This is a genomic window from Pseudomonas sp. GW456-12-1-14-TSB6 (assembly GCF_059424205.1).
Genome location: NZ_JBWKZE010000002.1, coordinates 295,421 through 314,477 on the forward strand (window position 1 = coordinate 295,421; position 19,057 = coordinate 314,477).

General features: G+C 63.0%; 17 protein-coding genes. 5 read left to right on the forward strand and 12 right to left on the reverse strand.

Annotated features, from left to right (window positions below; genetic code table 11):
• The first annotated feature begins 96 nt into the window (after positions 1–96).
• Positions 97–1,485, forward strand: coding sequence for an L-cystine transporter (locus tag AC07Y2_RS02905; RefSeq protein ID WP_103385329.1), 1,389 nt, complete (start codon positions 97–99; stop codon positions 1,483–1,485).
• A gap of 86 nt (positions 1,486–1,571) precedes the next feature.
• Here the strand turns inward: AC07Y2_RS02905 and AC07Y2_RS02910 are convergent, their stop codons facing one another.
• Entirely contained in the window at positions 1,572–2,084 is a 513-nt protein-coding gene (locus AC07Y2_RS02910) for a dihydrofolate reductase (RefSeq protein ID WP_103385328.1), read from the reverse strand.
• A gap of 85 nt (positions 2,085–2,169) precedes the next feature.
• Between AC07Y2_RS02910 and AC07Y2_RS02915 the strand changes: the two genes are divergently transcribed.
• Positions 2,170–3,543 (forward strand): DUF2868 domain-containing protein, encoded by a 1,374-nt coding sequence (locus tag AC07Y2_RS02915; protein WP_103385327.1) that lies wholly within the window; start codon positions 2,170–2,172, stop codon positions 3,541–3,543.
• Complete coding sequence (locus AC07Y2_RS02920) at positions 3,536–4,921, forward strand: GTPase/DUF3482 domain-containing protein (protein ID WP_074690123.1); 1,386 nt, start codon at positions 3,536–3,538, stop codon at positions 4,919–4,921. Before AC07Y2_RS02915 ends, AC07Y2_RS02920 begins: the two co-directional genes overlap by 8 nt.
• Here AC07Y2_RS02920 and AC07Y2_RS02925 read toward each other — a convergent pair.
• The 8 genes from AC07Y2_RS02925 to AC07Y2_RS02960 all read right to left on the reverse strand — a co-directional run bounded on the left by AC07Y2_RS02925 (position 4,918) and on the right by AC07Y2_RS02960 (position 14,593).
• Entirely contained in the window at positions 4,918–5,343 is a 426-nt protein-coding gene (locus tag AC07Y2_RS02925) for a hypothetical protein (protein ID WP_085667380.1), read from the reverse strand. The two genes, AC07Y2_RS02920 and AC07Y2_RS02925, sit on opposite strands and share 4 nt — an antisense overlap.
• An 86-nt stretch (positions 5,344–5,429) precedes the next feature.
• Positions 5,430–5,996 (reverse strand): phosphonate degradation HD-domain oxygenase, encoded by a 567-nt coding sequence (locus AC07Y2_RS02930; RefSeq protein ID WP_103385326.1) that lies wholly within the window; start codon positions 5,994–5,996, stop codon positions 5,430–5,432.
• Positions 5,996–7,129 (reverse strand): TIGR03364 family FAD-dependent oxidoreductase, encoded by a 1,134-nt coding sequence (locus AC07Y2_RS02935; protein WP_103385325.1) that lies wholly within the window; start codon positions 7,127–7,129, stop codon positions 5,996–5,998. Before AC07Y2_RS02935 ends, AC07Y2_RS02930 begins: the two co-directional genes overlap by 1 nt.
• Positions 7,130–7,296: 167 nt before the next feature.
• A complete protein-coding gene (locus AC07Y2_RS02940; RefSeq protein ID WP_074690117.1) occupies positions 7,297–8,322 on the reverse strand; it encodes a putative 2-aminoethylphosphonate ABC transporter substrate-binding protein in 1,026 nt (341 codons plus the stop codon).
• A 47-nt stretch (positions 8,323–8,369) separates the two neighbouring features.
• Entirely contained in the window at positions 8,370–10,094 is a 1,725-nt protein-coding gene (locus AC07Y2_RS02945; protein WP_103385323.1) for a putative 2-aminoethylphosphonate ABC transporter permease subunit, read from the reverse strand.
• The gene (locus AC07Y2_RS02950) at positions 10,094–11,170 is read right to left on the reverse strand and encodes a putative 2-aminoethylphosphonate ABC transporter ATP-binding protein (protein ID WP_074690113.1); all 1,077 of its coding nucleotides are present in this window, start codon (positions 11,168–11,170) and stop codon (positions 10,094–10,096) included. The genes AC07Y2_RS02945 and AC07Y2_RS02950 overlap by 1 nt, the downstream gene beginning before the upstream one ends.
• A 233-nt stretch (positions 11,171–11,403) precedes the next feature.
• Positions 11,404–12,267, reverse strand: coding sequence for a LysR family transcriptional regulator (locus tag AC07Y2_RS02955; RefSeq protein WP_039767890.1), 864 nt, complete (start codon positions 12,265–12,267; stop codon positions 11,404–11,406).
• A gap of 16 nt (positions 12,268–12,283) precedes the next feature.
• Positions 12,284–14,593 carry a heavy metal translocating P-type ATPase gene (locus tag AC07Y2_RS02960; RefSeq protein WP_103385322.1) on the reverse strand — a complete coding sequence of 770 codons (2,310 nt, stop codon included), beginning with the start codon at positions 14,591–14,593 and terminating at the stop codon, positions 12,284–12,286.
• An 84-nt stretch (positions 14,594–14,677) separates the two neighbouring features.
• On the opposite strand from AC07Y2_RS02960, the gene cadR reads away from it, so the two are divergent.
• A complete protein-coding gene (cadR, locus tag AC07Y2_RS02965) occupies positions 14,678–15,127 on the forward strand; it encodes a Cd(II)/Pb(II)-responsive transcriptional regulator (RefSeq protein ID WP_007953454.1) in 450 nt (149 codons plus the stop codon).
• Between the two features lie 119 nt (positions 15,128–15,246).
• Here cadR and AC07Y2_RS02970 read toward each other — a convergent pair whose 3' ends face one another.
• From AC07Y2_RS02970 to AC07Y2_RS02980, 3 genes are all read right to left on the reverse strand, one after another.
• Positions 15,247–16,218 carry a thymidylate synthase gene (locus tag AC07Y2_RS02970; protein ID WP_103385321.1) on the reverse strand — a complete coding sequence of 324 codons (972 nt, stop codon included), beginning with the start codon at positions 16,216–16,218 and terminating at the stop codon, positions 15,247–15,249.
• A gap of 50 nt (positions 16,219–16,268) precedes the next feature.
• Entirely contained in the window at positions 16,269–17,084 is an 816-nt protein-coding gene (gene lgt / locus AC07Y2_RS02975; protein WP_039767887.1) for a prolipoprotein diacylglyceryl transferase, read from the reverse strand.
• 96 nt (positions 17,085–17,180) lie between these two features.
• A complete protein-coding gene (locus AC07Y2_RS02980; protein ID WP_085612006.1) occupies positions 17,181–17,963 on the reverse strand; it encodes a sulfite exporter TauE/SafE family protein in 783 nt (260 codons plus the stop codon).
• A gap of 131 nt (positions 17,964–18,094) precedes the next feature.
• Here AC07Y2_RS02980 and AC07Y2_RS02985 point away from each other — a divergent pair, with 131 nt between their 5' ends.
• Positions 18,095–18,841, forward strand: coding sequence for an NRDE family protein (locus AC07Y2_RS02985; RefSeq protein ID WP_103385320.1), 747 nt, complete (start codon positions 18,095–18,097; stop codon positions 18,839–18,841).
• Positions 18,842–19,057: the final 216 nt, after the last annotated feature.

Below are 19,057 nucleotides of genomic sequence, written 5' to 3' on the forward strand. Positions count from 1 at the left end.
TGATTTCGGTATTAAATCATTGCAAATCAAACTGTTAGGCTTGCCGGTTCGCAGCAGCCCCGGAAGGCTGTTGGCACAGTCTTTTCTGGAGTCCTCATGAATCTGCCCCTGATTCTCAACCTGCTGGTGTTCCTCGCCCTGCTCTTCGGCCTGGCGCAAACCCGCCACACTTCGTGGAGCCTGGCGAAAAAAGTCCTGCTCGCGCTGGTGCTGGGCGTGGCATTCGGTGTCGCGCTGCACACGATTTACGATGCCGGCAACCCGGTACTGAAAGCCTCGATCGGCTGGTTCGATCTGGTCGGCAACGGTTACGTGCAACTGCTGCAAATGATCGTGATCCCGCTGGTATTCGCCTCGATCCTCAGCGCCGTGGCCCGTCTGCACAACGCGTCTTCGCTGGGCAAGATCAGCTTCCTGACCATCGGCACGCTGCTGTTCACCACCGCGATTGCGGCGGTGATCGGCATCGGCCTGACCAACCTGTTCGGCCTGACCGCCGAAGGCCTGGTCGCCGGCACTCAGGAAATGGCCCGTCTGCAAACCATTCAGACCGACTACGCCGGCAAGGTCGCCGACCTGAATGTGCCGCAACTGCTGTTGTCGTTCATCCCGCAGAACCCGTTCGCCGACCTGGCGCGGGCCAAACCGACCTCGATCATCAGCGTGGTGATCTTCGCCGCGTTCCTGGGGGTTGCCGCGCTGCAACTGCTCAAGGATGACGTCGAGAAAGGTCAGAAAGTGATCAACGCCATCGACACCCTGCAAGCCTGGGTGATGCGTCTGGTGCGTCTGGTGATGAAGCTGACCCCGTACGGCGTGCTGGCGCTGATGACCAAAGTGGTCGCCGGTTCCAACCTGCAGGACATCATCAAGCTCGGCAGTTTCGTGGTGGTGTCGTACCTCGGCCTGGGCCTGATGTTCGTGGTGCATGGCTTGCTGGTATCGGCCGCCGGGATCAATCCGCTGCGTTTCTTCCGCAAGATCTGGCCGGTGCTGACCTTCGCGTTCACCAGCCGCTCCAGTGCGGCGAGCATCCCGCTGAGCATCGAAGCGCAGACCCGTCGTCTGGGCATTCCGCAATCGGTGGCAAGCTTCGCCGCTTCGTTCGGTGCGACCATCGGTCAGAACGGTTGCGCCGGTCTGTACCCGGCAATGTTGGCGGTGATGGTTGCGCCAACCGTCGGCATCAACCCGCTGGATCCGCTGTGGATCGCGACGCTGGTGGCGATCGTGACCTTGAGTTCGGCCGGTGTGGCGGGCGTGGGTGGCGGTGCGACCTTCGCTGCGCTGATCGTGCTGCCGGCCATGGGCTTGCCGGTTTCGCTGGTGGCGTTGCTGATTTCGGTCGAGCCGCTGATCGACATGGGCCGTACGGCGCTGAACGTGAGTGGTTCGATCACGGCCGGTGCGATTACCAGCCAGGTGATGCAGCAGACCGACAAGGCCCTGCTGGATGCCGATGAGCATGCGGAGCTAGCGAGCTAGCAAGCTGCAAGCTGCAAGCTGCAAGCTGCAAGCTGCAAGAAGAGCATTCCAGCTTTTACTTGCGGCTTGCAGCTCGAAGCTTGTAGCTATCTTCTTTCCCAGACTTCGAAGTTGTAAGCCGGTTTGTCGCCTTCAGCCGGATTCGGCACGTTCGACACCAGCGTCCACTGGTTCAGATCGAACTCCGGAAACCACGCATCGCCTTCCGGGCTCAGTGCCACGCGAGTCAGATACAGACGATCTGCCTGCGCCAGCCCCTGCGCATACAATTGCGCCCCGCCAATCAGCATCAATTCGTCGACGCCCTGCTCTTTCGCCCACGCTTCGGCGCGAACCACGGCCGCTTCCAGCGACGGATAGACTTCCGCACCTTCCAGCACAAGATCCTGCTGACGGCTGACCACAATGTTCAAACGCCCCGGCAACGGACGACCCAGCGAGTCCCAGGTCTTGCGGCCCATGATGATCGGCTTGCCGAGCGTCGTGGCCTTGAAGTATTTGAAGTCCCCCGGCAGGTGCCAGGGCATGCTGTTGTCGACGCCGATCACACGATTTTCACCGAGGGCTGCGATCAGGCTGAGGGGGAGTGATTTAGTCATGCCGGCGAGGATACCAGAGCCGCCCTTACCCCGATAAGCGCCACAGCGGTTATGCTCACGGCTCAATCAAGCAACGGGATGCCGCGTGACTGAACTGACTTCACTGCAAAACCTCTGGCTCACCGAAACCGTGCGCCTGCGCGAAGAACACGCAGGCCCGCTGGACGATCTGGAAGCCAATCGCCTGGCCCGCGCGGCCGGCGGCGATCTGCCGGGACGCATTCAGCGCCGCGCCCTGTGGCTGGCCGAGCGCGACGGCCTGACCGCCGCGCTCAAGCACTGGCTGCAAGGCGCGCGTCTGGCGCTGGTGCTGCTGGCGATCTTCGCGGTACTGAGCGGCGCAGGGCTGGCCTTCGCCGCACTGGGCCAGACGCCGGTCAATGTGTTCTGGGCCCTGGGCAGTCTGCTCGGGCTGAACCTGATTCTGCTGTTGAGCTGGGCGCTGGGGCTGATCTTCGCTGGCGAACATGGCGCCACCCTCGGCCGCTTGTGGCTGTGGCTCAGTGAAAAACTCGCCCGCGACGCCAAGGCGGCGCAACTGGCGCCGGCTCTGCTGCTGATGCTGCAACGCAAGAAGCTCAATCGCTGGGCACTCGGTACGCTGGTCAACGGCCTGTGGTTGCTGGCGATGGTCAGCGCGCTGGTTTTGCTGCTGACGCTGATGGCGACCCGGCGCTACGGCTTCGTCTGGGAAACCACGATTCTCAGTGCCGACACATTCATCAACATGACCCAGTCCCTCGGCGCATTGCCGGCGCTGCTGGGCTTTAACGTACCCACTGTCGAAATGATCCGCGCCAGCGGCGACACCGCGCTGAACATCGAAAGCGCCCGTCAGGCCTGGGCGACCTGGCTGGTCGGCGTGCTGGTGGTGTACGGCGTGCTGCCGCGCCTGCTGTTGGCGCTTTTTTGCTTCTGGCGCTGGAACAGCGGCAAGGCTGCGTTGCGCCTGGACCTGAACCTGCCCGGCTACGCCCAACTGCGCGAACGCCTGATGCCGACCAGCGAACGCCTCGGCATCACCGACCCGGAGCCTGCGCAATTGCACCGCGTCGAAAGCACCGTGGGCGAACACGCCAGCGATGGCGCGTTGCTGGTGGCAATCGAACTCGACGATCAGCACTCATGGCCGCCGACGCTGCCGAAAAACGTCAGCAACGCCGGCATCCTCGACAGCCGTGAATCGCGCAACAAACTGCTCGAACAGCTCAGCCGCTTCCCGCCGGCGCGCCTCGCGATTGCCTGCGACCCACGGCGTTCGCCGGATCGCGGCAGCCTGGCGCTGATTGCCGAGCTGGCGCGCAACGCCGCCGCAACCCGTGTCTGGCTGTTGCAAGCGCCGCAAGGACAAGCGCTGGACGCCGAACGCCTCGGTGACTGGCACGTGGCATTGCATCAGCTGGAACTGCCGTTCGCCGATTGCGCCCCGTTGAACTGGCTGGAGCACGGACATGACTGATGCCTGGAAAGCGCCGCTGAAACTGGCGGTGGTCGGCCACACCAACGTCGGCAAGACTTCGCTGTTGCGCACCCTGACCCGCGACGTCGGCTTCGGCGAAGTCTCCCATCGACCGAGCACCACGCGGCATGTCGAAGGCGCGCGGTTGTCGGTGGATGGCGAGCCGTTGCTCGACCTCTACGACACACCCGGTCTGGAAGACGCCATCGCCCTGCTGGATTTTCTCGAGCGTCTGGAACGCCCCGGCGAACGCCTCGACGGCCCGGCACGGCTGGCGCGGTTTCTCGACGGCAGCGAGGCGCGCCAGCGTTTCGAACAGGAAGCCAAAGTCCTGCGGCAACTGCTTGATTCCGACGCCGGCCTGTATGTGATCGACGCCCGCGAACCGGTGCTGGCCAAGTACCGCGACGAACTGGAAGTGCTGGCCAGTTGCGGCAAACCGTTGCTGCCGGTGCTGAATTTCGTCAGCAGCGCCAACCACCGCGAGCCGGACTGGCGCGAAGCACTGGCGCGTCTGGGACTGCACGCGCTGGTGCGTTTCGACAGCGTCGCCCCGCCGGAAGATGGCGAGCGGCGGCTGTATGAAAGCCTCGCACTGTTGCTGGAAAACGCCCGCCCACAACTGGAACGGCTGATCGCCGATCAACAGGCCCAGCGCCTCGCCCGCGAGCAAAGCGCCGCGCGCTTGATCGCCGAACTGTTGATCGACTGCGCCGCGTGCCGACGCAGTGTGGCGAGCAACGCTGAACAGGAACAACAGGCCATCAGCGAACTGCGCAAAGCCGTGCGCCAACGCGAACAACGCTGCGTCGAAGCGCTGCTCAAGCTCTACGCTTTCCGCCCGCAGGACGCCGCCGCCAGTGATCTGCCGCTGCTCGACGGGCGTTGGGGCGATGACCTGTTCAACCCGGAAACCCTTAAGCAGCTTGGCGTGCGAGTCGGCGGCGGGATTGCCGCGGGTGCAGCCGCCGGTGCGGGTGTGGACTTGCTGGTCGGCGGCATCACCCTCGGGGCAGCAGCCCTGGCCGGCGCGATTGCCGGCGGTGCCCTGCAAACCGCCCGCAGCTATGGCAATCGCCTGCTGGGCAAGATCAAAGGGCAGCGGGAACTGACAGTCGACGACAACGTGCTGCGCCTGCTGGCCCTGCGTCAGCGGCAACTGCTGCAAGCGCTGAATGCCCGCGGCCATGCGGCGCTGGACAGCATTCAGGTGGCGACGCCGCAAGACAAGACCTGGCGCGAGGGCAAGTTGCCGGAGGCGCTGAACATCGCCCGGGCCCACCCGCAATGGTCGTCGCTCAACCCGCATCCGAAACTGAATCAGGCCCAGCGTCAGGAACAGATCGATGAACTGGTGAGCAAAGTCCTCGAACTCTAGAACCAGCCGAGCTTGAGGAACTGTTTGACCAGCGCCGTCACCCGGCTGCGATCGGTGCGATTGGCGCGCCCGTCGTTGTCGACGTCCGAACACAGGACAACCTCGAAACCGCCATCGTTATCCAGGTCGTGGACGGCGGCCTTGTAAGCGATGGTTTCGCCCTTATGAAAGTGCAGCCTCACTGATTCCGGCGTTCCATCGCGGCCGGGGTTCAGAGCGAAGATCCGCAGATGCCGCGTGTCCTCATCGGCCGCGTTGAACCAGGCACATTTCAGATAGGTTCGGGTGAAGCTGCGCAGTTGCGCGACTTCACGGGCAGAGGCTTCGCGCCAATCCTGTTCGCTGTCATGAAAGCGCAACTGGACAGTGTCCCCTGCGCCGCTGCCGGATCGATCCCGGGCAATCACTTTCAAAAAACGCATCCGTGCGCTCCTTCGGCAAAAAGACCAGTCTGGGCCGAAGGGGCAATACACGCCATGCACTGTTTCCCGGATTGGCGTAAGAAGCTTCAGCGCGCCTCGCGGGACAGCAACGTGAAGGCCTTATCCTTCAACACCGCAAGATCCATCACCGGCACCGCTATTTCCTTCGCCAGCTCATCCCACTGGCGCATCCGCAGACTGACGGCGCACAACGGATCCTGCTCGAACGCATCGGCCTCGGCCTCGGTCATCACTCCGCCCTGATAGTCCAGGGTGCGGCGGCTGGCTTCGCTCAACCGCGCGAAATAGCCTGGCTCCCGGAGCGTCAGATAACGCTTGGCCTGGACGTGATACTCCACCAGCCGCGCCATGCGTTCGCTGAAGCCAGCCTCACGCAAGTAATCCGCGCCGAGGCGTTCGTGGCTGACCACGCCGTAACCGCCCATGTTTTCCGCGCCTTCGGCACACAAGTGGCCGATGTCGTGGAAGAACGCGGCGAGCACCACTTCGTCGTCGAAGCCTTCGGCGATGGCCAGTTGCGCCGCCTGAGACATGTGTTCGATCTGCGACACCGGTTCGCCGATGTAGTCTCTGGCGCCGAAGCGCTCATAGAGGCCGAACACCCGGTCGATGACTTGCTCGTGACTCAACATCAGTGCTCTCCAAAAAGCTGTGCAACATTGCGCTCGGCCATGGCCGGGCCGACGCTCATGCCGACGCCGCTGTGCATCAGCGCCACACTCAGCCCCGGCGCCGGACGCAGGAATGAAAACGGCCCCGGCCCCCGGGCACCATAGACACCCTGCCAGCGCTCGACCACTTGCACCTTGCAACCGAGGGTGTGCTCGGCCAGTTCGAGCATCCAGTCATCGACCTGCTCGGCGTTGAACGGCGATGGATCGCTGCCGTAATGGTGAGAATCGCCAATGATCAGTTCGCCATACGGCGTCGGGCTGATCAGCAGATGAATGCCGTTTGCCTGCAAGTGCGGTTGTTCGCGCAGGATTTGCGCGTGAACTGCCGATGCTTCCGGCAGGTCAGCGAAAGCGCCGTAATGCACGCAGCTGAGGCCGGTGAGCAAGGCGTGTTGCAAGTTCAGGTCGATCTGCGGCCGGGCGCGGAGCATTTGCAGGCGGCAGATTTGCGGGTCGAGGGCGGCAATCGGCTCGGCCAGCAAGGTCTGATAGTCGTGGCCGGAGCAGACGATGATCTGCTTGGCGGAGAATGTGCCGGAAGTACTTTGCAGGCGCCCAGGCTCGACGTCGCGCACCAGCGTCGAGAAGTGAAACTCGACGTCGAGTTCGCGACGCAGGTATTCGATCAACGCCGGAATCGCTTCCCGGGAATACAGCTGTTGATCGTCCATCCCGTGCAGCGCGGCGCGGTGATGGCTGAACTGGCCGCCGTACAGATCGCGCAGCGCGGCACCGCGCAGCAGTTCGACGCGGTAGTCGTGCTCCACGGCGCGCCCGGCGCAGAAGGTTTCGAGCAAGTGCTCTTCGGCCTCGGTGCGGGCGAACAGGTACGAGCCGTTGCGCTTGAGTTGCAGGCCGGCGAGCTGCGCCCACTGGCCCCAGATGTCGCGGGTGGCCTTGGCCAGTTCGAGCATCGGACCCGGTGGCTGGCCGGTGACCAGTGCCTGGCCGAAGTTGCGCACCGACGCGCCGAGTGGCGTGGCAGTGCGTTCGAAAACCGTGACCTTGAGACCGCGCCGGGCGGCGGCATAGGCGTGGGACAGGCCCAGGATGCCGGCGCCGACGATCAGCAAGTCTTTGTGTTGTGTCATGCAGCTACCTCAATGATCGTTCCCACGCTGATCGTTCCCACGCTCTGCGTGGGAGTGAATACCGTGACGCTCTGCGTCACAGAGGACGCGGAGCGTCCTTGGCTGCATTCCCACGCGGAGCGTGGGAACGATCAATGCTCCGTCAGGGAACAATCGGGTAAGAAGATTTACTTGGCAGCGACTTTCTCGGACTTGCCGTCATAGCGCTTGCGCCATTCGGTCAGGATCTCGTCGCGGTTCTTCGAGGCCCAGGCGAAGTCGTTCTTGATCAGGCGCTGCTCGTAGTCGGCCGGCAGCTCCGTCTGTGGCTTGGCGATGCCCGGTTGGGCGAGGACAGCGAAGTTTTCCTTGTACAGATCCATCGCCGGGGCGCTGGCGGAGAAGTCGGCCAGTTTCTTCGCGGCTTCTTCATGCGGCGTGCCTTTGATCACGGCAGTCGCCTCGATCTCCCAGCCCAGGCCTTCCTTCGGCAGGATGATGTCCAACGGTGCACCTTGGCGCTTCAGCTGAACGGCCGGGTATTCGAAGGAAATCCCGATCGGGAATTCGCCCGCCGCCGCCAGTTTGCAAGGCTTGGAACCGGAGTGAACGTACTGGCCGATGTTCTGGTGCAGACCGTCCATGTAAGCCCAGCCCTGTTTCTCGCCGAAGGTTTGCAGCCAGGCGCTGACGTCGAGAAAACCAGTGCCGGACGAGGCCGGGTTCGGCATCACGATCTTGCCTTTGTACTCCGGCTTGGTCAGGTCCTGCCAGCTCACCGGTTTGGTCAGGCCCTGTTTTTCGGCCTCGACGGTGTTGAAGCAAATGGTTGCGGCCCAGACGTCCATGCCGACCCAGGCTGGCGGGTTGGCGGCGTCGCGGTAGTTCGCGCCGATCTTGCCCAGATCCTTCGGTGCATAGCTTTGCAGCATGCCTTGCTGATCGAGGATCGCCAGACTCGACGCCGCCAGGCCCCACACTGCGTCAGCCTGCGGGCGATCCTTTTCGGCCAGCAGTTTGGCGGTGATTATCCCGGTGGAGTCGCGCACCCACTTGATCTCGACGTCCGGGTTGGCCTTTTCGAAGGCCTCTTTGTAGGACTTCAACTGCTCGGCTTCGAGGGCGGTGTACACCGTCAACTCGGTTTTTGCCGCGAAGGCATTCAGGCTGAAAGCAGCGAGCACAGCAGCGGCCAGGGCCATAGGCTTGAACATGATCGTTTTCCTGTAGGTGAGTTGAGGCGATAGGGATAAGTCGTAGATCAGTGACCGGGCGCCGTTTGCCGCCAGGCCTGGGAACGGCGCAGCAAGCCGCGCGAAGCCCACGCCAGCAGCAAGGACACGCCCGCCGAGGTGAACAGAATCAGGGTCGACATCGCCGCCGCGCCGCCGACGTTGCCGGCGTCATCCATGTTCAGCACCGCCACCGCCGCGAGGATGGTGTCGGGGCTGTAGAGGAAGATCGCGGCGGACACGGTGGTCATGGCCGAGACGAACAGGTAGCGCACGATGTCCAGCAGCGCCGGCAGGCAGATCGGCACGGTGACCCGCAGGTAATGCCGGTACAGCGGCGCCTTGAGCGACAGCGCGGCGGCTTCGAATTCGGCGTCGAGCTGACGCAGCGCGGTGGTGGCGGTCATCTGCGCAGTGGTCAAATAGTGAGCAATGGTGCAGACGATCAGCAGGGTCATGGTTCCGTACAACACGTGCAGCGGGTTGCCGGTCAGGTTGAAGAAGAAGACGTAACCCAGACCGAGCACCAGCCCCGGCACCGCCATCGGTACGAAACTGAGCATGCGCAGCGTCAGATTCAGCCCGCGCTGGCTGCGAGTCTTTTCCATCAGGTAGGCGCCCGTGAAGATCAGCACACTGCCAATCAGCGCCGTGCCCAGCGCCATCTTCAAACTGTTGCCGTAAGCCAGCCAGCCACCGCCGGCGGTCTCGTTGAACTGGTAGTGATTGAGCGACAACGACAGGTTGTACGGCCAGAACTTCACCAGCGACGAGAACACCGCCATGCCGAACACCAGCAGCAACGCAGCGCTGATCAGCAGGACCACGCTGAGATAAAAGGCATCGCGCTTCTTCGACGGTGCCGGTTTGAATACCTGGGCACGACCGCTCATGGAGTCGCCGTGACGGCGGCGCAGCCAGGCATCGACGCCGAAGCTGAACAGTGCCGGCAGCAACAGAACCATGCCGATCAGCGCGCCGCGACCGAATTGCTGCTGGCCGACCACGGCTTTGTAGGCTTCCAGCGCCAGCACCTGATAGTCGCCACCGACCACCACCGGCACACCGAAATCGGTGATGGTCAGGGTGAACACCAGACAGAACGCGGCGAACACGGCCTGGCGGGTCGCGGGCCAGGTGATGCTGCGGAAGGCTTTCGCAGGACTGGCACCCATGCTCGACGCAGCGTCGAACAATCGCGCATCCGCCAGCGACAGGGCTGACAGCAAAATCATCAAGGCGTGTGGGAAGGTGTAGATCACCTCGCCCAGAACAATCCCCCAGAAACCGTAGATGTTGTCCGACAGCAGCCCGCGCAACATGCCCTGATTGCCGAACAGATAGACCAGCGCGATCCCCGGCAACATCGAAGGTGCCATCAGCGGCAGCAGCGAAACCCCGCGCCAGATGCCTTTTGCCGGAATCATCGTGCGCTGCAAGGCGTAGGCAAACAGGTAGGCCAGCGGTACGACGATCGCCGCGACGCTGAGGGAAACTTTCAGGCTGTTGCCGAGCAGCCAGTGGAAATTGTCGCTGGTCACCAGTTCCTTCGCAGCGAGCCAGCCACCGCCCTGCCCGGCTTCGCTGCTGAAGCCGCGCCAGAAGATCGCCAGCAATGGCAACAGCACCGCCACACCGAGCAGCACCAACAGCAGGAGTTTGCCGCCGAGGACGAAGATCCGGTCGCCGACCTCGGCCCCGGACACCTGCCGCGCCTGCTTTTGCGGTAGCGGCAGTGCGAGGTTGCTGTTCATCAGGCAAACACCTGCAGGCTGCGTGGCGGCAAGGCGACCATGATCTGCTGGGCGCCGAGGCGTGGCATGGCTTCCGGTGCCAGTTCGGCGAGCAAGGCATGACCGGGCAATTGATCGAGTTCGAAGCTCATGCGGCAGCGGTTGCCGAGGAAGGTGATCTCGCGAACCTTGGCCGGGAACAGGTTTTCTTCGTGCACCAACGGATTGACGTTGATCGCTTCCGGACGGCAGAACAACCGGCCCGACGGACTATGGACGCTGCCGTCGGCCAGGCGCAGGTTCATCCCGCCGACCTTGGCGTGGCTGTCGCTGCTGCGCTGGAACGGCAGCCAGTTGCCCTGGCCGACGAACTCGGCCACGAACGGTGTGGCCGGGCGGTTGTAGATTTCCTGCGGGGTGGCGTACTGCTCGACCTTGCCGTTGTTCATCACGGCGATGCGATCGGCCATCAGCATGGCTTCGTCCTGATTGTGGGTGACCATCAGGGTGGTGATGCCGAGGTTGCGTTGCAGTTGGCGCAGCTCGGTGCACAGATGCTCGCGGACCCGGGCGTCGAGGGCCGACATCGGTTCGTCGAGCAACAGCAACGACGGCGCGGGAGCCAGGGCGCGGGCCAGTGCCACCCGTTGCTGCTGGCCACCGGACAACTGGCCCGGGTACTTTTTCTCACTGCCGCTGAGGCCGACCAGTTCCAGCATCTGACCGACGCGACGGCGCACTTCATCGCGACCGCTGCCGGCGAGGCCGTAGGCAATGTTCGCTTCGACGGTCAGATTGGGGAACAACGCGTAGGACTGGAACAGGATGCCGTAATCCCGAGCCTGGGGCGCGAGGTGGGAAACGTCGCGCTCGCCGAGGTACAACTCGCCGCTGTCCTGCTTCTCCAGACCGGCGATGCAACGCAACAACGTGGTCTTGCCACAGCCCGACGGGCCGAGCAGGCACACCAGCTCACCGGCCGCGACATCGAGGGAGACGTTATCCAGCGCCGTGAAAGCGCCGAAGCGCTTCTGCACGCCGCGCACTTTCATCGGTGCGCCGGGGTTGGTCAGGGCAGTTGCGATTGCAGGGTTCATGGACAGGCCTCATCAAGCAGATGAGACGAATCCTAGAGTTGTAATGCGTCGGTCATATGGCAACAAGGCAAAATCGACCGATAGTGGTATTCAGGGATTTTGGTTCACCGCGGATCGCGGATCGTTCCCACGCTCTGCGTGGGAATGCAGCCCGGGACGCTCCGCGTCCCAAGAGCGGACGCAGAGCGTCCAATGAGGCATTCCCACGCAGAGCGTGGGAACGATCATTACGATCAAGCCGGGGACATTTCCTGCGCCAGCCCGAGAAACGCCGCCGGCAACCGGGCGTTCTTGCGTTCCTTGAGGCAGTAAAGGTATTCGGGAATCTGCGGCGCATTTTCGAGGGTCAGCACCCGCAACTGCGGATCGTGCGGCACTTCCTGGCGGGCGATGATGCTGATGCCGATGTTGCGCAGCACCGCTTCGCGGATCGACTCGCGGCTGCCGATCTCCAGCAACGGGCCGAAACTGACGCCTGCACTGGCGAGCAATTCTTCGGTGAGCCGCCGAGTGGTCGAGCCGGATTCACGCATCAGCAAGGTATGCCCGGCCAGCGCGCTCAGCGCCACATGGTCGTGCGCCGCCAGCGGATGATTGCGATGCACCGCCAGCACCAGCGGATCGCTGCCGAGCACCCGGCGGATCAGCCGCGCATCGTCGAGCAGTTGCGACGACGCCGCGACATCCACCCGGTAATCCTCCAGCGCTTCGAGCACCTGCTGCGAGTTGCCGATTTCCACCGAGACTTCCACCTGCGGCAGGCGCTCGCGGAAGGTCTTCACCAGATCGAGGATGTAATACGGCGCGGTGGCGGCGATGCGCAGCGTGCCCTGGACCTGGCCGCTGTTGCGCAGGAAGAATTCGATATCGGCTTCTTGCTGCAACAGCGCCTTGACCATCGGCAACAGCCGCGCGCCTTCGTCGCTGACACTCAGACGCCGGCCGCCGCGGTAGAACAGCTCCACCGAATACTGGCTTTCCAGATTGCGGATCTGGGTGGTCACGGTCGGTTGGCTGAGGCCGAGCTTTTTCGCCGCCAGCGTGATGCTGCCCAGGCGGGCCACCATGTAAAACGCTTTCAGCTCGGCACTCAGCACAACCGCCCCTCTTCCTCTATTTGCGCAGCAGGCGCAAACCGTTGAACACCACCAGCAGGCTCACGCCCATGTCGGCGAACACCGCCATCCACATGGTGGCGAATCCGGCGAAGGTTACCCCAAGAAAGATCGCTTTGATCACCAGCGCCAGCGCGATGTTCTGTTTGAGGATAGCGGCGGTATGGCGCGACAGGCTGATGAACGCCGGAATCTTGCGCAGATCATCGTCCATCAGGGCGACATCGGCGGTTTCGATCGCCGTGTCGGTGCCTGCCGCCGCCATCGCAAAACCGATCTCCGCCCGCGCCAGTGCAGGCGCGTCGTTGATACCGTCGCCGACCATGCCGACCCGATGGCCCTGCGCGTACAGGTCTTCGATGGCTTGCAGTTTATCGGTGGGCAGCAAGTCGCCCTTGGCCTGATCGATCCCGACCTGCGCCGCAATCGCCTGGGCGGTGTGGACGTTGTCGCCGGTGAGCATCAGGGTTTTCACGCCCAGTTCGTGCAATTGGCGGATCGCCTCGCGGCTGGTTTCCTTGACGGTATCGGCCACGGCGAACAGCGCCAGCGGGCCGGAGCGGTCGAGCAGCAGCACCACGGACTTGCCCTGTTTCTCCAGCGCGAACAGTTTTTCTTCCAGTTGCGGCGAGCACAGGCCCAGCTCTTCGACCAGACGGTGGTTGCCCAAATGGTAGACCTGACCGTTGACCTCGCCTTTTACCCCACGGCCGGCCAGCGCTTCGAAGTTGTCCACAACCAGAGCCGCGAAACCTTTATCCACAGCCGCGTTGGCGATGGCCAGCGACACCGGATGATCGGAACGCCCGGCCAGCGCGGCGGCAATCGCCGGGGCCGTGGCGTCGGCGGTCGGGTCGAGGGACAGGTAATCGGTCTGCACCGGTTTGCCGTGGGTGAGGGTGCCGGTCTTGTCGAGGGCCAGATAGTCGAGCTTGAAACCGCCCTCCAGGTACACGCCGCCCTTGACCAGAATACCTTTGCGCGCCGCTGCGGCGAGGCCACTGACGATGGTCACCGGGGTGGAAATCACCAATGCGCACGGGCACGCGACGACCAGCAGCACCAGCGCGCGGTAGATCCAGTCGAACCACGCGGCGCCCATGAACAGCGGCGGGATGATCGCCACGGCCAGGGCCAGGACGAAGACCACCGGGGTGTAGATTTTCGAGAACTGATCGACGAAGCGCTGAGTCGGCGCCCGTGCACCTTGCGCCTGTTCCACGGCGTGGATGATTCGCGCCAGGGTGGAATTGTTCGCCGCAGCGGTCACCGCATATTCCAGCGAACCGGCCTGGTTGATGGTGCCGGCGAACACCTTGTCGCCAACGGTTTTTTCCACCGGCAGGCTTTCACCGGTGATCGGCGCCTGATCAATGGTCGAACTGCCGCTGACGACTTCACCGTCCAGCGCGATACGCTCACCGGGCTTGACCCGCACGCGGGCGCCGAGATCGATACTTTTGACGTCCAGTTCGACCCAGTTGCCGTCAGCCTGCAACACCGTCGCCTGCTCCGGAGTCATCTGCATCAGGCCGCTGATGGCGTTGCGCGCGCGATCCAGCGAGCGCGCTTCGATCAGCTCGGCCACGGTGAACAGGAACATCACCATCGCCGCTTCCGGCCACTGGCCGATCAACACGGCGCCGGTCACGGCGATGCTCATCAGCGCATTGATGTTGAGGTTGCGGTTCTTCAGGGCGATCCAGCCCTTTTTGTAGGTGGTGAGGCCGCCGCTGAGGATCGAGATCAACGCGATGATCGCCACCACCCAGGTCGGCGCGGCGCTGGTGAAGTGGATAACTTCAGCAGCCAGCGCACCGACGCCGGACAGCGCCAGTGGCCACCAATGTTTTTTCACCGGCGCTGCAACCGGCGATTCAACGCCCGCCTCCAGCGGCTCGGCCTGCATACCGAGGGATTTGATCGCGTCGATGATTGGCGCGGTGTCCGGCAGATTGTGGGTCACGCCGAGCACGCGATTGATCAGGTTGAATTCCAGCTGCTGGATCCCGGCCAGTTTGCCGAGCTTGTTCTGGATCAGCGTCTGTTCGGTCGGGCAGTCCATCGCTTCGATGCGGAAGCTGCTCAGCCGGGCGTCGGCGCTTTTTGCCTCGCTCAGTTGAACAAGCGAAGGTGCGGCGACTTTCGACGAACAGCACGAGTCTTCACTCGAATGAACCGGCGCAGGCGTAACGGTTTTCGACCCGCAGCAGGAATCGCCGCCGTGGGCATGTTTATGCACAGGCTGCAGTTTGTGACTGTGATCGTGCCCGTCGCCGGGCTTGTGGGTGTGCAGGGAATCGCTCATTGGTCGCGTCCATGAAGGTGCCTGTTGCCAAGTAAAGACCCTGTAGCCACTATAGGGTCAAGCACCCTTTTGGAGATGGCCGTCATGAAGATCGGAGAACTGGCGAAACAGACCGATTGCGCCGTGGAAACCATCCGCTACTACGAGCGTGAAAACCTGCTGCCGGAACCGGCCCGCAGCGACGGCAACTACCGCGTCTACACCCAGGCGCATGCCGAGCGCCTGACCTTCATCCGCAACTGCCGCACACTCGACATGACCCTCGAAGAAATCCGCAGCCTGCTCGCCCTGCGCGACAGCCCGCAGGATCAGTGCGAAAGCGTGAATGCGCTGATCGACGAACACATCCAGCACGTCAAGGCGCGGATCGACGGGCTACTGGCGTTGCAGACGCAACTGCTCGACCTGCGCCAGCGTTGTGGCGAAGGGCCGGAGGCGGATCAGTGCGGGATCCTGCAGCGGCTGGAAGTGAGTGGCGGGGTTGTGGCGGCGGAGGTTGAGCATTCGCATGTGGGCCGCAGCCACGGCCACTAACGATTGACGCTCGTTCCCATGCTCCGCGTGGGAATGCCACCATGGACGCTCCGCGTCCAAAGTGACGCGGAGCGTCACGGGATTCATTCCCACGCAGAGCGTGGGAACGATCCTGCCGACTAGACCGCCATCGGCGCGGTCATCGGCGCATGGTGCTCGTAGCCTTCCAGCGAGAAGTCGCTCGGCTCTACCAGCTCCAGCCATTCCGGCTGATACAAACCCGTCTTGGCAAACTCCGGCACGCGATCCGAAATTTTCAGTTTCGGCATGGCGAACGGCTCGCGCTTGAGCTGTTCGTTGAGCATGTCGAGGTGGTTTTCGTAGACGTGGGCGTCACCGATGAAATAGGTGAACCAGCGCGGCGTGTAGCCGGTCAGGCGACCGATCAGGCTCAGCAGCGCGGCGCCTTCGGTGAGGTTGAACGGCGTGCCCAGGCCCAGGTCGTTGGAGCGGATGTAGAGGGTCAGGGAGATTTCCTTGGTCTCGACATTCGGGTGGAACTGGTACAGCAGATGGCACGGCGGCAGGGCCATTTCATCGAGCTGGGCGCAGTTCCAGCCGTGGAACAGGATGCGCCGGCTGCCCGGGTCCTTGATGATCGTGTCGACGCACTGGCGCACCTGATCGATGGCCTTGTACAGCACCACATAGGCCTGGCCGTCTTCTTCGCCCTGGGCAATCTGCTTGTAGCCGTTGCTCAAGGTTTGTTCGATGGCGGCGGTGTTGCTCAACGGGATCTGCTTGTACGCCGGCCATTTACGCCATTGCACACCGTAGATTTCGCCGAGGTCGTCTTCGCCCTGACGGAACGGATTGGCCAGCCACTGAGCGTTTTCGTTGGCGTTCTGATCCCAGACCTTGCAGCCCAGCGCACGGAATTCGGCGGCGCTGTTCACGCCACGCAGAAAGCCGCACATCTCGCCGATGGCCGATTTGAAGGCCATCTTGCGGGTGGTGATCGCCGGGAAACCTTCCTGCAGATCGAAGCGCAGCATGGCGCCCGGAAAGCTGATGGTGTTCACGCCGGTACGGTTGGCCTGTTTGGTGCCGTTGTTGATGACGTGCGACACCAGATCGAGATATTGCTTCATGAGTTACCTGTGTCCTTGAGCCCCGGCAAACGTCGCCGGGGTTCGAATATTTAAGCTGTCGGTGCAACCGGCGCCGCCGGGGCGCGGTGGTAGGCCAGCCAGATCAGGAACAGCCCGCCGATGATCATCGGTACGCAGAGTACCTGACCCATGGTCAGCCAGTTCCAGGCCAGATAGCCCAGTTGCGCGTCCGGCACGCGGACGAATTCGACGATGAAACGGAAGATGCCATAAAACAGCGCGAACATGCCCGAGACCGCCATGGTCGGCCGTGGCTTGCGCGAGAACAGCCAGAGGATCAGGAACAGCGCCACGCCTTCGAGCGCGAACTGATACAGCTGCGACGGGTGACGCGGCAGTTGCGCCGGGTCGCTGAACGGCGGGAACACCATGGCCCACGGCACGTCGGTGGCCTTGCCCCACAACTCGGCGTTGATGAAGTTGCCGATACGCCCGGCGCCCAGGCCGATCGGCACCATCGGCGCGACGAAGTCCATCAGCTGGAAGAACGACTTGCCGTTACGCTTGCCGAACCACAGTGCGGCCAGCATCACGCCGATGAAACCGCCGTGGAACGACATGCCGCCCTTCCACACTTCGAAAATCAGTGTCGGGTTGGCCAGGTAAGCGCTCAGGTCATAGAACAGCACATAACCCAGACGCCCGCCGACAATCACCCCCATCGACAGCCAGAACACCAGGTCGGACAGCTTTTCCTTGGTCCAGGTCGGGTCGAAACGGTTGAGCCGGCGCGATGCCAGCAGCCACGCGCCGCCGATGCCGACCAGGTACATCAGGCCGTACCAGTGGATTTTCAGCGGACCGATGGCCAGGGCCACCGGATCGATCTGCGGGTAAGGCAGCATTGCGACTCCTCGTTAGCGTTCAAATCTTCAAAAATTCCCGGGCGACGCTGTCACCTCAGGATTAAGCCAGGATTGCGACCTGCCAAAACAGACGGCTCAGAACAGAAAGCTCAGGCCCACGCAAAACAGCAAAGCCGCGAACAGCCGTTTCAGCAACTTCGGCGACAACCTGTGCGCCAGCCGCGCGCCGAGACGGGCGAACACCATGCTGGTCAGGGCAATGCCCAAAAGCGCCGGCAAATACACAAAACCGAGACTATGGGCCGGCAGCAACGGATCATGCCAGCCCAGAATCATGAAACTTATGGCACTGGCGACGGCGATCGGCAGGCCACAGGCCGACGAGGTCGCCACCGCCTGCTGCATCGGCACGCTGCGCCAGGTCAGGAACGGCACGGTCAGCGAACCGCCGCCAATCCCGAAAATCGCCGATGCCCAGCCAATCACACTGCCGGCCACGGTCAGACCGAGTTTGCCCGGCACCGTTCGGCTGGCCTTGGGTTTGACGTCCAGCGCCAGCTGCGCGGCGATTATCAGGGCGAACACACCGATGATCTTTTGCAGGTTCGGGCCGGATATCGCTTCGGCGGTCAATGCACCGAAACCGGCGCCGAGCAGAATGCCCACGGTCATCCAGCGGAAGATCGGCCAGCGCACCGCACCGCGCCGGTGATGCTCACGCACGGCGTTGACCGAAGTGAAGATGATTGTCGCCAGGGACGTGCCGACCGCCAGATGGGTCAGGATCGACGGATCGAAGCCCTGCAAGGTGAAACTGAACACCAGCACCGGGACGATGATGATCCCGCCGCCCACCCCGAACAGCCCGGCCAGTACGCCCGCACAGGCGCCCAGCGCCAGATAGAGCAGAAATTCCATGACTGCCTCCCAAGGCGCGTCCCCAAAACCGGAGCGGCATGGTAACGGATGGATACCCTTCGGCTCCACTGGCGATGGATGCACGGACGATGTCTGCGTAGAGTGGGCAAAAAACACACAAGGACCACCTTATGTGCCTGATCGTTTTCGCCTGGCGGCCGGGGCATGCCCAGCCGCTGATCGTCGCGGCCAACCGTGACGAGTTCTACGCCCGGCCCAGCCTGCCGCTGGCCCAGTGGCCCGAGTCGCCGCAGGTTCACGCCGGTCGCGATCTCGAGGCCGGGGGAACCTGGCTCGGCCTGGGCGCCAACGGTCGCTTCGCGGCGCTGACCAACATACGCGATCCACATCAGCCGCCGGCCCGACGCTCTCGGGGCGAGTTGGTGGCGGGTTTTCTGACCGGAAACCTGTCGATCGATGACTATTTGTCCGACGTTGTCACCCGTTCGCCGGACTATGCCGGCTTCAACCTGCTGCTGGGCAATGCCAACGAGCTGTGGCACTTCAATGCGCGGTCTTCGGAACCGGTAATGTTGCAGCCCGGCGTCTATGGCCTGTCCAACGCCGGGCTGGATACGCCGTGGCCGAAACTGCTCAAGGCCAAGGCGGCATTGAGTGCGGTGCTGGATGATCCGCAGCCCGAGCGATTGTTGGCGTTGTTGGGGGATACGCAAACGGCGCCGTTTGCTGATCTGCCGGACACCGGCGTGGGCCTGGCGACCGAGTCGTTGTTGTCGAGTGTGTTTATTGCCAGCCAGAGCTATGGGACTCGGGCGAGTACGGCGTTGATTGTGCAGGCGGATGGGACGCGGCGGATGGTGGAGCGGAGTTTCGGGCCGTATGGCGGGCATTTGGGGGAAGTGGAGATCAAAATTTAAAAGCTACCCTCATCGGAACGCCGCCCGCCCAGCCCTCTCCCGGAGGGAGAGGGAGCCGACCGAGGTGTCTTGAGCCTTACATCGACCTGAAAGATCGAGTCGATTATGGATTCAATACAACTCGTTCAGGTCGATGCATATCTGCGGCATCCCGCGATCAGTCCCCTCTCCCTTTGGGAGAGGGTTAGGGTGAGGGGCTTTTCGGGATCGCCACTA

What these genes read in the sequence shown, in the direction of transcription:
- AC07Y2_RS02950 (WP_074690113.1), bottom strand. Translation starts at nt 11,170, where the DNA reads ATGAACCCTGCAATCGCAACTGCCCTGACCAACCCCGGCGCACCGATG.
- AC07Y2_RS02920 (WP_074690123.1), top strand. Translation starts at nt 3,536, where the DNA reads ATGACTGATGCCTGGAAAGCGCCGCTGAAACTGGCGGTGGTCGGCCAC.
- AC07Y2_RS02970 (WP_103385321.1), bottom strand. Translation starts at nt 16,218, where the DNA reads ATGAAGCAATATCTCGATCTGGTGTCGCACGTCATCAACAACGGCACC.
- AC07Y2_RS02930 (WP_103385326.1), bottom strand. Translation starts at nt 5,996, where the DNA reads ATGTTGAGTCACGAGCAAGTCATCGACCGGGTGTTCGGCCTCTATGAG.
- AC07Y2_RS02925 (WP_085667380.1), bottom strand. Translation starts at nt 5,343, where the DNA reads ATGCGTTTTTTGAAAGTGATTGCCCGGGATCGATCCGGCAGCGGCGCA.
- AC07Y2_RS02935 (WP_103385325.1), bottom strand. Translation starts at nt 7,129, where the DNA reads ATGACACAACACAAAGACTTGCTGATCGTCGGCGCCGGCATCCTGGGC.
- AC07Y2_RS02985 (WP_103385320.1), top strand. Translation starts at nt 18,095, where the DNA reads ATGTGCCTGATCGTTTTCGCCTGGCGGCCGGGGCATGCCCAGCCGCTG.
- AC07Y2_RS02940 (WP_074690117.1), bottom strand. Translation starts at nt 8,322, where the DNA reads ATGTTCAAGCCTATGGCCCTGGCCGCTGCTGTGCTCGCTGCTTTCAGC.
- AC07Y2_RS02945 (WP_103385323.1), bottom strand. Translation starts at nt 10,094, where the DNA reads ATGAACAGCAACCTCGCACTGCCGCTACCGCAAAAGCAGGCGCGGCAG.
- lgt (WP_039767887.1), bottom strand. Translation starts at nt 17,084, where the DNA reads ATGCTGCCTTACCCGCAGATCGATCCGGTGGCCCTGGCCATCGGTCCG.
- AC07Y2_RS02910 (WP_103385328.1), bottom strand. Translation starts at nt 2,084, where the DNA reads ATGACTAAATCACTCCCCCTCAGCCTGATCGCAGCCCTCGGTGAAAAT.
- AC07Y2_RS02960 (WP_103385322.1), bottom strand. Translation starts at nt 14,593, where the DNA reads ATGAGCGATTCCCTGCACACCCACAAGCCCGGCGACGGGCACGATCAC.
- AC07Y2_RS02980 (WP_085612006.1), bottom strand. Translation starts at nt 17,963, where the DNA reads ATGGAATTTCTGCTCTATCTGGCGCTGGGCGCCTGTGCGGGCGTACTG.
- AC07Y2_RS02905 (WP_103385329.1), top strand. Translation starts at nt 97, where the DNA reads ATGAATCTGCCCCTGATTCTCAACCTGCTGGTGTTCCTCGCCCTGCTC.
- cadR (WP_007953454.1), top strand. Translation starts at nt 14,678, where the DNA reads ATGAAGATCGGAGAACTGGCGAAACAGACCGATTGCGCCGTGGAAACC.